The following is a 12,480-nucleotide window of genomic DNA, read 5'->3' as shown; positions in this document are numbered from 1 at the left end:
CGTCCGGCTCGGGCTTTGTCCTCAATCGCCGGACGGGCTTGATTTTTGCCGGGCTGGGCTTGATCGTGCCCGGAGGGGCTTGATACTGCCGGGCTGGGCTTGATCAGGCTCTGGTTCTACGTCGGCGACACGATCGCTTCCGCCGCTGCCAGGCCGCAGACCCTGGCCGCGCCGTGGGTGGCCACGTGCAGGGCTCCCCTGGGGTCGGCCTGGGGAACGCCCATCTCGACAACGATCGTGTCCGGGCGCGCCGCGAGCACCGTGTCGAGGGCCTCGGTCATCCATGGGTGGCGGTGCGCGTCGCGGACGACCGCGACGATGCGCCGCTCCCCCGCGGCCCGCAGCACATCGGCCCCGGGTGCGGTGTCATGGGGACCGCCGCTGTAGGCGCCGGTCTCGGTGCCCGGCAGCAGCCTGGTCAGTTCGGCGGCGATGCCCCAGGGGGTCTCGGCGCCGACCGCGATGTTGGCGACCGGGGTGAACGCGGCGACGTACGGAGGCTCGGTGAGCGGTGCGGCCGTGCCGGTCACCTTCACCGCGCGGCGGGCGGCGACCAGGCCGATGTCCGTACCGATGCCCGTGCTGTGTCCGGTGCCGGGCGCGGTCCCCTCCTGCACTGCCGCGCCCGGCTCCGAGACAGCCCCCCTGGCCCGCCGCGTCCAGGACGCGAGGGCCCGTACCCGGGCGGCGGCGTCGGCCAGCCGCTCCTCGGGCAGTTCACCGGCACGGACCGCCGCGACCAGCGCGTCGCGCAGCCGCAGGACCGTGCTGTCGTCGTCGAGGCCGCCGCCGACGCAGAGCGCGTCGGCACCCGCCGCGACCGCGAGGACCGAGCCGCGCTCGATCCCGTACGTCGAGGCGATGGCCTGCATCTCCACGGCGTCGGTGACGATCAGGCCGTCGTAGCCCAGCTCCTCGCGCAGCAGACCGGTCAGGATCTGCGGGCTCAGGGTCGCCGGGCGGTGCGGGTCGAGCGCGGGAAGCAGGATGTGCGCACTCATCACCGACTTGGAACCCGCTGCGATGGCCGCCCGGAACGGCACCAGTTCACGGGCGTGCAGGGTCTCCAGGTCGACGTCGATGCGGGGCAGCGCGTGGTGCGAGTCGACCGCGGTGTCGCCGTGTCCCGGGAAGTGCTTGGTGCAGGCGGCGACGCCGGCGGCCTGGAGGCCCTCGACGTAGGCGGCGGTGTGCCGGGCGACCAGGTGGGGGTCGGCACCGAAGGACCGCACCCCGATGACCGGGTTGCCGGGGTTGGAGTTGACGTCCGCGGAGGGCGCCCAGTTGAGGTTGACGCCGCAGTCGGCGAGCCGCCGGCCCAGCTCCTGGGCGACGGCACGGGTCAGGGCGACGTCGTCGACGGAGCCGAGCGCCAGGTTGCCCGGGAAGGACGAGCCGTGCCGCACCTCCAGACGGGTGACGTCGCCGCCCTCCTCGTCGATCGCGACGAGCACGTCGTCACGCTCGGCGCGGAGCTGGGCGGTGAGCGCGGAGAGCTGCTCGGGCGACTCGATGTTGCGGCCGAACAGCCCGACGGAGGAGAGACCTTCGCCGACCCGGCGCAGCAGCCAGTCCGGCGCCGTGGTGCCGGTGAAACCCGGCTGCAGGACGGCGAGGGCGTCGCGGGTGACGGTGTCCGTGGTGGATGTGAGGGTGGTCATGGCGGCGTTATCCCTTCACGGCGCCGGAGGTGAGGCCGGTTGCCATGTACTTCTGCACCAGCAGGAAGAAGGCCACGACCGGGATGGCGATCAGTGTCGAGGCGGCCATCAGCGCGCCGTAGTCGATGCCTCGGGAGGTCGTGAAGTTCATCAGCCACACGTTGAGGGTGTACTTGTCGTTGTCCTGAAGGACGACGTAGGCGAGCAGGTATTCGTTCCACGCCGTGATGAGCGAGAAGATCGAGGCAGCTGCGAGGCCGGGGGCCAGCAGCGGGAAGGTGACCCGCCAGAAGGCGCCCATCCGGCTGCAGCCGTCGACCATGGCCGACTCCTCCAGCTCCGGCGGGATGTTGATCACGAAGCCGCGGATCATCCAGGTGGCGAACGGCAGGGTGGACACGAGGTAGATGACGATGACGCCCCAGTACTCGTTCAGCCCGCCGAGGTCGTTCAGCTGAATGTAGATGGGGATGAGCATCGCCGTCGGAGGCAGCAGCTGGACGACGAGCAGCACGATCATGAAGAACTTGCGGCCGCGGAACCGGAAGCGGCCGATGGCGAACGCGGCGATCGTCGCCAGCAGCATGCCGCCCAGGACGGCCACGCCGCAGACGATCAGGCTGGACTCGATGGCGGTGCCGAAGTTCGGCTGCTTCATGGCGCGGGAGAAGTTGTCGAAGGTGATCGACGACGGCCAGAGCGTCTGGTCATAGCTACGGATCTCGGCGTTGGGCCGCAGTGAGCTGATGACCAGCCAGTAGACCGGAAAGGCCATCAGTACGAAGGCGACCAGGCCGGCGATGTTGTAGCCGATGCGGTTCTTCTTGCGGTCCGGGCGGAGGACCTGGGGGGTGGAGGTGCTCACTCGACCTCTCCGATCTTGAGCAGCTGGCGCAGGTAGTACACGGCGACGCCGGACAGCAGCAGGACCGTGATGAGCGAGATGGCAGCGCCCTGGCTGAACGAGTTGGACTCGAATGCCTTCTCGAACGAGTAGATGCCCAGCACGGAGTACTCCGGCTCGGGCTTGTTGCCACGCATGAGGAAGATCTGGCCGAAGACGTTGAAGTCCCACAGCACGGAGAGGGTGGCGACCATCTGGAAGACGGGCTTGATGACCGGCCATGTGACGTAGCGGAAGATGCCGGCCGTTCCGGCGCCGTCCAGCGACGCAGCCTCCTCCAGCTCCTTGGGGACCTGGGTCAGCGCGGCGTAGAGCGTCACGGAGACGAAGGGGATGGCACCCCAGACGACGACCGCCCCGATGATGACGAAGCCCTGCTTGGGGTCGAGGAACCAGTTGTGGCCCTGGGCGTCGATCCCGAGGTACTTGGTGAGCACCATGTTGATGACGCCGTAGTCGGAGTCGGCGAACCACCGGAAGATGGAGGTGGCGACCAGCAGCGGCATCGACCAGGCGGCGACCAGCGCGGCGGTCAGCAAGAGCCGGACCCAGGTGGACATCCGCTGCATGAGCATGGACAGGGCAAGTCCGACCGCCATGGTCACGAAGACGCAGACCGCCATGAAGATGACGGTGCGCCAGACGACGTCCCAGAACTCGGCGTCCCCGAGGATGTTCGTGAACTGGTCGAAGCCGACCCAGGGGGCGGCCGATCCGGACCACAGCTCGCGTCGGCCCACGTCCTGGAAGGACATGATGACCGTCTTGATGAAGGGCCAGACGAAGACTGCGGCGATGGCGACGAACGCCGGTGCTATGAGGAGGTACGGCAGCAGAGCGCCGGCCTTCCGCGGTTTACGGTTCACGTTCTTCGCGAGCTGAGGATCCGCGCCCTCAGGGGCCCGCGGGACGGACACCGGCGGGTCGGCTGCTTTCATGTCGGCGGCACTCATTGTGCTTGCCTTCCGTTTCGGACCGGGTACCGGAGGGCGGGGGTGGCAGACCCTTCCGGGCCCGCCACCCCCGCAGATGATCAGATGAACCGGTTCACGAGCTCACCGGCTCGGGTTCCGTGAGCGCGGGGCTCAGGACTCCTTGTTGATCATCGAGTCGATCTCCGCGTCGGCCGCCTTGGTGGCCTCCTCGACCGACTTGCCCTTGATGATGTCGAGCAGCATGATCTCGAGCGTTTCCTTCTTCTCGATCGCCGTCCAGCCCGGGGCGATCGGAGTGAACCAGGCGTCCGGCACGGCGTTGGCGATGGCCGCGGTCTCGGGCTTGGCCTTCAGCGGCTCGAGCTGCTTGGTGTTGTTCGGAAGGATGTTCTTCGAGGCGAGGACCGCCTCCGACTTCTCGGAGGTGAACATCGAGATCCACTCTTCGCCGAGGTCCTGGACCTTCGACTTGGAGATGGTGGCCAGGTCGGAACCGCCGATGAAGGACGGGAGAGCCTTGCCGTTCGGTCCGGGCATGCCCGCGGTGGCGATCTTGTCCGTCAGCTTCGCGTTGCCGTTCGCCTTCGGGTCGACGACGCTTCCGGCCTCCCAGCCGTTGCCGTAGAGAAGAGCGGTCTTCTCGTTGGCCATGACGTTGGCGTGGTCCGCCTCGTCCTTCGTCTTGTCACCGTGGTTGTACTTCTTGACCAGCTCGACGAAGTCCGTGATGCCCTTCTGGGCCTCCGGGGTCGACAGAGTGGACTTCCACTCCTGCTTGCCCTCGTCGTACTTGGCGATCTGGCCACCCTCGGCTGCGACGTAGGACATCGCGGCGTACCAGTAACGGCCCGGCAGGTACAGGGGCGAGAACGCCTTGTCCTTGCCGTACTTCTCACCGATCTTGTCCAGCGCGGCGGTCAGCTCGTCCTGGGTGGCGGGGATGCTGTCCTTGCCGGTGCCGGCCTTGAACATGTCCTTGTTGTAGATCGCGACACGGGCGCCCGCGTAGTAAGGCACGCAGTACTGCTTGCCCTCGAAGGCGCAGGTGTCCTTGAGACCCTTGATCCAGGTGTCCGAGTTCTCGTACTTCTTCGGGTCGATCTCACCGAGAGCCCCGTTGAGGATGTACGTCATGGTCTCGGTGTTGCCGAGCTCCACCACGTCCGGGAACTTCTCGCCGGCCAGAGCGGCGTCGAGCTTCTTGGCCTTGTCGGCCCAGGTCTGGTACTGAACGTTGACCTTGACGTTGGGGTACTTCGCCTTGAACTGGCCGTTGACATCCTTGACCAGTTCAGGCCACGTGCTCTGCGCGTCCGACATGAGCCAGACGGTGAGCGTTTCCTTGCGGTCCTTCGGGGCCTTCGACGACGCACCGTCGTCGTCCGAACCACACGCCGCCATGCCGAACACCATGCCCGCGACGCCGATCGCCGCGATGAGCTTGCGCTTCACGCCACCCTCCTCAGGGATGCTGCAACCCCCCGCCCACCGCGCAAAATCGTCGACGAGTACTACTGGGGCTGGAACCTGGTCTTTAATGGTTTAGACCAGTACCGGGAGCTTGGCCTAGACCTTTAGGGGTGTCAAGGGTGTATAAGAAGTGCACTCGCGTCCGTTATAGGACCGACACCTGAGGGAGGGCGACGAGCCGTGACCGGACCGTGCCACCATGTGAGCCGCGACAGACGGAGGAGCCGGTGACGGCAGCAACGCAGCAGTCGGGAAGGCGGGCCATGGGTGCCGACGGGGGCAGTGCGGAGAACGAGACGGGCGCGGGCGCGGGCACGCGTACCGCGCGCGTCCCGAAGTACTACCGACTGAAGCGACATCTGCTCGACATGACGGACACGATGCCGCCGGGCACCCCCGTGCCCCCCGAGCGGACCCTGGCCGCCGAGTTCGACACCTCGCGCACCACCGTGCGCCAGGCACTCCAGGAACTGGTCGTCGAGGGGCGACTTGAGCGCATCCAGGGCAAGGGCACCTTCGTCGCCAAGCCGAAGGTCTCGCAGGCCCTGCAGCTCACCTCGTACACCGAGGACATGCGCGCCCAGGGGCTGGAACCGACGTCCCAGCTACTGGACATCGGCTATGTGACGGCCGATGACACGCTCGCCGGGCTGCTCGACATCACCGCGGGCGGCCGTGTGCTGCGGATCGAACGGCTGCGCCTGGCGAGCGGTGAGCCGATGGCCATCGAGACCACGCACCTCTCGGCCAAACGCTTTCCCGCGCTGCGGCGTTCACTGGTCAAGTACACGTCCCTGTACACGGCCCTGGCCGAGGTGTACGACGTGCGGCTGGCCGAGGCCGAGGAGACCATCGAGACCTCCCTCGCCACCCCGCGCGAGGCCGGCCTGCTCGGTACGGACGTGGGCCTGCCGATGCTCATGCTGTCCCGGCACTCACTGGACGGACAGGGCGAGCCGGTCGAATGGGTCCGCTCGGTCTACCGCGGCGACCGCTACAAGTTCGTGGCCCGCCTGAAGCGTCCGCTGGACTGACACCGCCCTCACCCCGAACAGCCCCCGTGGAAGCGTTCCCACGGGGGCTGTTCGCCGTCTCGCGAGCCCCCACCCCTGATTGGCCTGGACCAACACCCCGACGTTTGGTGGCATTTCGGCCAGACGTCCGAGGCCGGACGACCGTTGCCGGACCGCAATGCGGACAGGGGGTGACGCTGGCCGGAACCCTCGCCTAGATTTCCTGCCCATTACAACTGGTGATCAGCGAGGGGACGGAGTCGCCGCCATGGCGGAAGAACCAGAAGGAAAACCACCCACCGTCACACCCGTGCGGGTGGTCATCGCCCTGTGTCTCATCGCGCCGTTCGTGGCGATGCTCTGGGTGAGTTCGTACGCCAAGGTCGACCCGACCTTCATCGGGATCCCCTTCTTCTACTGGTACCAGATGCTCTGGGTGCTGGTCTCGACGGCGCTCACGATGGTCGCGTACAAGCTGTGGCAGCGTGACCAGCGCGCCCGCAAGGGGGGTGCGTCAGCATGAAGGACGGCGTGAACGGCGTCGCGCTCGGCGTCTTCATCTTCTTCTTCCTGGCCGTCACGGTCGTCGGCTTCATGGCCGCCCGTTGGCGCAAGGCCGAGAACGAGGCCAGTCTCGACGAATGGGGGCTGGGCGGCAGGTCGTTCGGCACCTGGGTCACCTGGTTCCTGCTCGGCGGCGACCTCTACACCGCGTACACCTTCGTCGCCGTTCCCGCGGCGATCTACGCGGCGGGCGCGGCCGGCTTCTTCGCGGTGCCCTACACCATCCTGGTGTACCCGCTGATCTTCACGTTCCTGCCGCGCCTGTGGTCGGTGTCGCACAAGCACGGCTACGTCACCACCTCGGACTTCGTCCGCGGCCGCTTCGGCTCGAAGGGGCTGTCGCTGGCGGTCGCCGTCACCGGCATCCTCGCCACGATGCCGTACATCGCCCTCCAACTCGTCGGCATCCAGGCGGTGCTGGACGTGATGGGCGTCGGCGGCGGCGAGAACACGCACTGGTTCATCAAGGACCTGCCGCTGCTGATCGCGTTCGCGGTGCTCGCCGCGTACACGTACTCCTCCGGGCTGCGCGCCCCCGCACTGATCGCGTTCGTCAAGGACGGGCTGATCTACCTCGTCATCGCGGTGGCGATCATCTACATCCCGATCAAGCTCGGCGGCTTCGACGACATCTTCGCCAAGGCGGGCGAGGCCTTCTCCGCGAAGAACGAGGCGGCCGGAAAACCCGTGGCCGGACTCGCTCCCGGTGAGGCGGGCCAGTGGGGTTACGCCACCCTGGCCCTCGGCTCGGCGCTGGCGCTCTTCATGTATCCGCACTCGATCACGGCGACGCTCTCCAGCCGCAGCCGTGACGTGATCCGCCGCAACACGACGATCCTGCCGCTGTACTCGCTGATGCTGGGTCTGCTCGCGCTGCTCGGCTTCATGGCGATCGCCGCCGGCGTCAAGGTGGACAACGGCCAGCTGGCGATCCCGCAGCTGTTCGAGAACATGTTCCCCGACTGGTTCGCGGGCGTGGCCTTCGCCGCCATCGGTATCGGCGCCCTGGTGCCCGCCGCGATCATGTCGATCGCCGCGGCGAACCTGTTCACCCGCAACATCTACAAGGACTTCCTGAAACCCGACGCCACACCCGCGCAGGAGACCAAGGTCTCCAAGCTGGTGTCGCTGCTGGTGAAGGTCGGCGCGCTCGCCTTCGTCCTCACCATGGACAAGACGGTCGCGATCAACTTCCAGCTGCTCGGCGGGATCTGGATCCTCCAGACGATGCCGGCCCTGGTCGGCGGGCTGTTCACCCGGTGGTTCCACCGCTGGGCGCTGCTCGCGGGCTGGGCGGTCGGCATGCTGTACGGCACGATTGCCGCGTACGGGGTCGCCAGCCCGACCCAGAAGCACTTCGGCGGGTCCTCCAAGGAGATCCCCGGTATCGGCGAGATCGGCTACATCGGCCTGACGGCCTTCATACTGAACGTCGTGGTCGTCGTCGTCCTCACCTTCGTCCTGAACGCCGTGAAGGCGCCCGCCGGGGTCGACGAGACCTCCCCGGGCGACTACACCGCGGACGCGGGCGACCCGGGTGTGAAGACGGAACTCCCGCCGGCCACCGCCGGTGCTCCGGGCGGTCACTGACCACCTGCTGCCTGCACGGGCCGCCGCATCCCTCCCCGGAGAGATGCGGCGGCCCGTTCGCACCTCCCGCACAAATCGCTTGCGGCCACGGGCCGCCCGTGCGGCAGACTTCCCCCATGGACATAACGATCCGGCCGATCGAGCCCGCCGAGCACGCACTTCTCGGCGAGATCACCGCCGAGGCCTACCTCGGCGACGGCCTCCTGGAGTTCGGCGACGGCGATCCGTACCTGGCGCAGCTGCGCGACGTCCCCCGCCGGGCGGCCGAGGCCGAGGTGCTGGTGGCCGCCGACGCGACGGGCCGCGTCCTGGGCGGGGTCACCTACGCGCCCCCGGGGAATCCGTGGGCCGATATCGCGACGGCGGACGAGGCGGAATTCCGGACGCTGGCGGTCTCCCGCGAGGCCCGGGGCGCAGGAGCCGGGGAGGCGCTCGTACGGGCCTGTATCGACCGCGCACGGGGTACCGCGGGGGTCACGGGGATCGTCCTGTCGACGCAGCCGGCAATGCACGGGGCCCACCGGATCTACCGGCGGCTCGGCTTCGTCCGCACCCCCGAGAGGGACTGGAGCCCCGTCGCCGATCTGACACTGCTGACGTTCCGTCTAGAGCTGCGCCCTCCGGCGTGAGAGCGAGCACGACACAACATGTGGGGGCTGCCGCATCCTGCAGCCCCCACATGTATGCTCATGCCTGCTGTCGCCGCAGGGAAATCCGGTGCGAATCCGGAACTGTCCCGCAACGGTGTGTTCGGTGTGCTTTTGCGCACCCCCTAGTCCGAGGTCCTGCCGACAGCGCATCCGGCTCGACCGATCCGGATGCCCAGACGTCCGGGCCTCGTGGATGGGCCGGTGGACGCCGTACGGAGCGCTGCCCTGCCGGGTCCCGCCCCGTCCGGCTGCCCCCGCTCCCCGAAGGCCCCGAGCCGAGCGAGGGAGAGCACCACGTGACCATCGCGCCAGCCGATCCGGTTTCAGCGGCCGAATCAACGGGATCCACGAGCGACGGACCGGGAACCGCACTGCTGCGGACCCTGACCGACCTCACCGCCGATCTGCCCGACACCGACCCCGGACGCGTCGCCGCAGCGGCGCTGCGCGGCCGCAACGCCCGGTCGGACGAGGCCGAGCTGCGCTCGCTGGCCACCGAGGCCGCCGCGGGCCTGATCTCCGAGGACCCCGCCTACTCCCGGCTCGCCGCCCGCCTCCTCACCCGCACCATCGCGGACGAGGCGGCAGGGCAGGGCGCGACGTCGTTCTCCGCATCGGTCGCCGTCGGGCACCGCGAGGGCCTGATCGCGGACCGCACCGCCGAGTTCGTGACGCTCCACGCGGCCGCCCTGGACGCACTGGTCGGGCAGTCCCTCGCCGACGGCGCCGACGACCGCTTCGGCTACTTCGGCCTGCGCACCCTGCACAGCCGCTACCTGCTGCGTCACCCGACCACCCGCCAGGTCATCGAGACCCCGCAGCACTTCATGCTGCGCGTCGCCGCCGGGCTCGCCGAGGACACCTCGGAGCGCGCCATGGACGAGGTCGCCGCGCTGTACGGGCTGATGAGCCGGCTGGACTACCTGCCCTCCTCCCCCACGCTCTTCAACTCCGGCACCCGCCACCCGCAGATGTCCTCCTGCTACCTGCTGGACTCGCCGCTGGACGAGCTGGACTCGATCTACGACCGCTACCACCAGGTGGCGCGCCTGTCCAAGCACGCGGGCGGCATCGGCCTCTCGTACTCCCGTATCCGTGCACGCGGTTCGCTGATCCGCGGCACCAACGGGCACTCCAACGGCATCGTGCCGTTCCTGAAGACGCTCGACGCCTCCGTCGCCGCCGTCAACCAGGGCGGCCGGCGCAAGGGTGCCGCCGCCGTCTACCTGGAGACGTGGCACGCGGACATCGAGGAGTTCCTGGAGCTGCGCGACAACACGGGCGAGGACCAGCGGCGTACGCACAACCTCAACCTGGCGCACTGGATCCCCGACGAGTTCATGCGCCGGGTCGACGCGGACGGGACCTGGTCGCTGTTCTCCCCGGCCGACGTGCCCGAGCTGGTCGACCTGTGGGGCGATGAGTTCGACGCCGCGTACCGGGCCGCGGAGGCCAAGGGGCTGGCCCGCAAGACCATGCCGGCCCGTGAGCTCTACGGCCGGATGATGCGGACCCTCGCGCAGACCGGCCAGGGCTGGATGACGTTCAAGGACGCCTCCAACCGGACCGCGAACCAGACCGCCGAGCCGGGCCGGGTCGTGCACTCCTCGAACCTGTGCACCGAGATCCTCGAAGTCACCGACGACGGCGAGACGGCCGTCTGCAACCTCGGCTCGGTCAACCTCGGCGCGTTCGTCGAGGGCGGCACGATCGACTGGGAGCGCCTCGACGCCACCGTGCGTACCGCCGTGACGTTCCTCGACCGGGTCGTGGACATCAACTTCTACCCGACCGAGCAGGCCGGCCGCTCCAACGCCCGCTGGCGTCCGGTGGGTCTGGGCGCGATGGGTCTCCAGGACGTCTTCTTCCAGCTGCGGCTGCCGTTCGACTCCCCCGAGGCCCGCGCCCTGTCGACGAAGATCTCCGAGCGCATCATGCTCGCGGCGTACGAGGCGTCCTGCGACCTCGCGGAGCGCTCGGGCCCGTTGCCCGCCTGGTCCGAGACGCGTGCCGCCCGCGGTGTGCTGCACCCGGACCACTACGACACCGAGCTGAACTGGCCGGAGCGCTGGGACGCGCTGCGCGCCCGTATCGCGAAGACCGGGATGCGCAACTCCCTGCTCCTGGCCATCGCGCCGACGGCGACGATCGCCTCGATCGCGGGCGTGTACGAGTGCATCGAGCCGCAGGTCTCCAACCTCTTCAAGCGCGAGACCCTCAGCGGTGAGTTCCTCCAGGTCAACGCCTATCTGGTGGCCGAGCTGAAGAAGCTCGGCGTGTGGGACGCGCGGACCCGTGAGGCGCTGCGCGAGGCGAGCGGCTCGGTCCAGGGCTTCGCGTGGATCCCCGAGGAGGTGCGGGCGCTGTACCGCACCGCGTGGGAGATCCCGCAGCGCGGACTGATCGACATGGCGGCGGCCCGTACGCCGTTCCTCGACCAGAGCCAGTCGCTGAACCTGTTCCTGGAGACGCCGACGATCGGCAAACTCTCCTCGATGTACGCGTACGCCTGGAAGCAGGGGTTGAAGACGACGTACTACCTGCGCTCCCGCCCGGCGACGCGGATCGCCCGCGCGGCGTCCGCCGCCACGGTCCCGGAGCAGGCACCCGCGCCCGACGCGGACGCGATCGCCTGTTCCCTCGAAAACCCCGAGTCCTGCGAGGCCTGCCAGTAATGAGCTCCAACGACGACAAGAACCTGCTGGACCCGGGCTTCGAACTGACCCTGCGGCCGATGCGCTACCCGGACTTCTACGAGCGCTACCGGGACGCGATCAAGAACACCTGGCACGTGGAGGAGGTCGATCTCCATTCCGACGTGGCGGACCTCGCCAAGATGTCGCCCGCCGAGCAGCATCTGATCGGCCGGCTGGTGGCGTTCTTCGCGACCGGGGACTCGATCGTCTCGAACAACCTCGTGCTGACGCTGTACAAGCACATCAACTCCCCCGAGGCGCGGCTGTACCTGTCGCGGCAGCTCTTCGAGGAGGCCGTGCACGTCCAGTTCTATCTGACGCTGCTGGACACGTATCTGCCCGATCCGGACGACCGGGCGGCCGCGTTCGACGCGGTCGAGGAGATCCCGTCGATCCGCGAGAAGGCGCAGTTCTGCTTCCGGTGGATGGACTCGGTCGAGAAGATCGACCGGCTGGAGACGAAGGCCGACCGCCGCCGTTTCCTGCTGAACCTGATCTGCTTCGCGGCGTGCATCGAGGGACTTTTCTTCTACGGCGCCTTCGCGTACGTGTACTGGTTCCGCTCCCGCGGGCTGCTGCACGGCCTCGCCACGGGCACCAACTGGGTGTTCCGTGACGAGACGATGCACATGAACTTCGCGTTCGAGGTCGTGGACACCGTCCGCAAGGAGGAGCCCGACCTCTTCGACGACGCCCTCCAGCAGCAGGTCACCGACATGCTGAAGGAGGCCGTCGAGGCGGAGCTGCAGTTCGGCCGCGACCTGTGCGGCGAGGGCCTGCCCGGGATGAACACCGAGTCGATGCGCCAGTACCTGGAGTGCGTCGCCGACCAGCGGCTCACCCGGCTGGGCTTCCCCGCGGTGTACGGCTCGGAGAACCCGTTCTCGTTCATGGAGCTCCAGGGCGTCCAGGAGCTGACGAACTTCTTCGAGCGCCGCCCGTCCGCGTACCAGGTGGCCGTCGAGGGCACCGTCGGCTTCGACGACGACTTCTGATT

Annotated in this window: 10 protein-coding genes and 1 riboswitch; of the genes, 6 read left to right on the top strand and 4 right to left on the bottom strand. The window is 68.3% G+C overall.

Features of this window, described 5'->3' with window-relative positions; genetic code table 11:
• Positions 1–116 precede the first annotated feature (116 nt).
• The 4 genes from OG446_RS25810 to OG446_RS25795 form a co-directional block, all read right to left on the bottom strand.
• A complete protein-coding gene (locus OG446_RS25810) occupies positions 117–1,661 on the bottom strand; it encodes a glycoside hydrolase family 3 protein (protein ID WP_328896263.1) in 1,545 nt (514 codons plus the stop codon).
• A gap of 7 nt (positions 1,662–1,668) precedes the next feature.
• Positions 1,669–2,526 carry a carbohydrate ABC transporter permease gene (locus OG446_RS25805; RefSeq protein ID WP_328896262.1) on the bottom strand — a complete coding sequence of 286 codons (858 nt, stop codon included), beginning with the start codon at positions 2,524–2,526 and terminating at the stop codon, positions 1,669–1,671.
• Complete coding sequence (locus OG446_RS25800; protein ID WP_328896261.1) at positions 2,523–3,518, bottom strand: carbohydrate ABC transporter permease; 996 nt, start codon at positions 3,516–3,518, stop codon at positions 2,523–2,525. The genes OG446_RS25805 and OG446_RS25800 overlap by 4 nt, the downstream gene beginning before the upstream one ends.
• Positions 3,519–3,650: 132 nt before the next feature.
• The gene (locus tag OG446_RS25795) at positions 3,651–4,952 is read right to left on the bottom strand and encodes a sugar ABC transporter substrate-binding protein (protein ID WP_328896260.1); all 1,302 of its coding nucleotides are present in this window, start codon (positions 4,950–4,952) and stop codon (positions 3,651–3,653) included.
• 281 nt (positions 4,953–5,233) lie between these two features.
• On the opposite strand from OG446_RS25795, the gene OG446_RS25790 reads away from it, so the two are divergent.
• The 6 genes from OG446_RS25790 (at position 5,234) to OG446_RS25765 (ending at position 12,478) form a co-directional block, all read left to right on the top strand.
• Entirely contained in the window at positions 5,234–6,004 is a 771-nt protein-coding gene (locus OG446_RS25790) for a GntR family transcriptional regulator (protein WP_328898413.1), read from the top strand.
• Between the two features lie 247 nt (positions 6,005–6,251).
• Positions 6,252–6,506 (top strand): DUF3311 domain-containing protein, encoded by a 255-nt coding sequence (locus OG446_RS25785; RefSeq protein WP_328896259.1) that lies wholly within the window; start codon positions 6,252–6,254, stop codon positions 6,504–6,506.
• A complete protein-coding gene (gene mctP, locus OG446_RS25780; RefSeq protein ID WP_328896258.1) occupies positions 6,503–8,137 on the top strand; it encodes a monocarboxylate uptake permease MctP in 1,635 nt (544 codons plus the stop codon). Before OG446_RS25785 ends, mctP begins: the two co-directional genes overlap by 4 nt.
• A gap of 116 nt (positions 8,138–8,253) precedes the next feature.
• Positions 8,254–8,766, top strand: coding sequence for a GNAT family N-acetyltransferase (locus OG446_RS25775; RefSeq protein WP_328896257.1), 513 nt, complete (start codon positions 8,254–8,256; stop codon positions 8,764–8,766).
• Between the two features lie 67 nt (positions 8,767–8,833).
• Positions 8,834–8,932, top strand: a riboswitch (adenosylcobalamin-variant (AdoCbl-variant) riboswitch).
• Between the two features lie 151 nt (positions 8,933–9,083).
• Positions 9,084–11,462 carry a ribonucleoside-diphosphate reductase subunit alpha gene (locus tag OG446_RS25770; protein ID WP_328896256.1) on the top strand — a complete coding sequence of 793 codons (2,379 nt, stop codon included), beginning with the start codon at positions 9,084–9,086 and terminating at the stop codon, positions 11,460–11,462.
• The gene (locus OG446_RS25765; protein ID WP_328896255.1) at positions 11,462–12,478 is read left to right on the top strand and encodes a ribonucleotide-diphosphate reductase subunit beta; all 1,017 of its coding nucleotides are present in this window, start codon (positions 11,462–11,464) and stop codon (positions 12,476–12,478) included. The genes OG446_RS25770 and OG446_RS25765 overlap by 1 nt, the downstream gene beginning before the upstream one ends.
• The last annotated feature ends 2 nt before the right edge of the window (positions 12,479–12,480 follow it).

The organism is Streptomyces sp. NBC_00236 (assembly GCF_036195045.1).
Taxonomy (GTDB): domain Bacteria; phylum Actinomycetota; class Actinomycetes; order Streptomycetales; family Streptomycetaceae; genus Streptomyces.
Note: the sequence above shows the minus strand (reverse complement) of the source record. Positions and strands in the feature narration are given on the sequence as shown.

Excerpts from the sequence above, each read along its gene's own strand:
- OG446_RS25810 (WP_328896263.1), bottom strand. The coding sequence starts at position 1,661 with ATGACCACCCTCACATCCACCACGGACACCGTCACCCGCGACGCCCTC.
- OG446_RS25800 (WP_328896261.1), bottom strand. The coding sequence starts at position 3,518 with ATGAGTGCCGCCGACATGAAAGCAGCCGACCCGCCGGTGTCCGTCCCG.
- OG446_RS25790 (WP_328898413.1), top strand. The coding sequence starts at position 5,234 with ATGGGTGCCGACGGGGGCAGTGCGGAGAACGAGACGGGCGCGGGCGCG.
- OG446_RS25785 (WP_328896259.1), top strand. The coding sequence starts at position 6,252 with ATGGCGGAAGAACCAGAAGGAAAACCACCCACCGTCACACCCGTGCGG.
- mctP (WP_328896258.1), top strand. The coding sequence starts at position 6,503 with ATGAAGGACGGCGTGAACGGCGTCGCGCTCGGCGTCTTCATCTTCTTC.
- OG446_RS25775 (WP_328896257.1), top strand. The coding sequence starts at position 8,254 with ATGGACATAACGATCCGGCCGATCGAGCCCGCCGAGCACGCACTTCTC.
- OG446_RS25765 (WP_328896255.1), top strand. The coding sequence starts at position 11,462 with ATGAGCTCCAACGACGACAAGAACCTGCTGGACCCGGGCTTCGAACTG.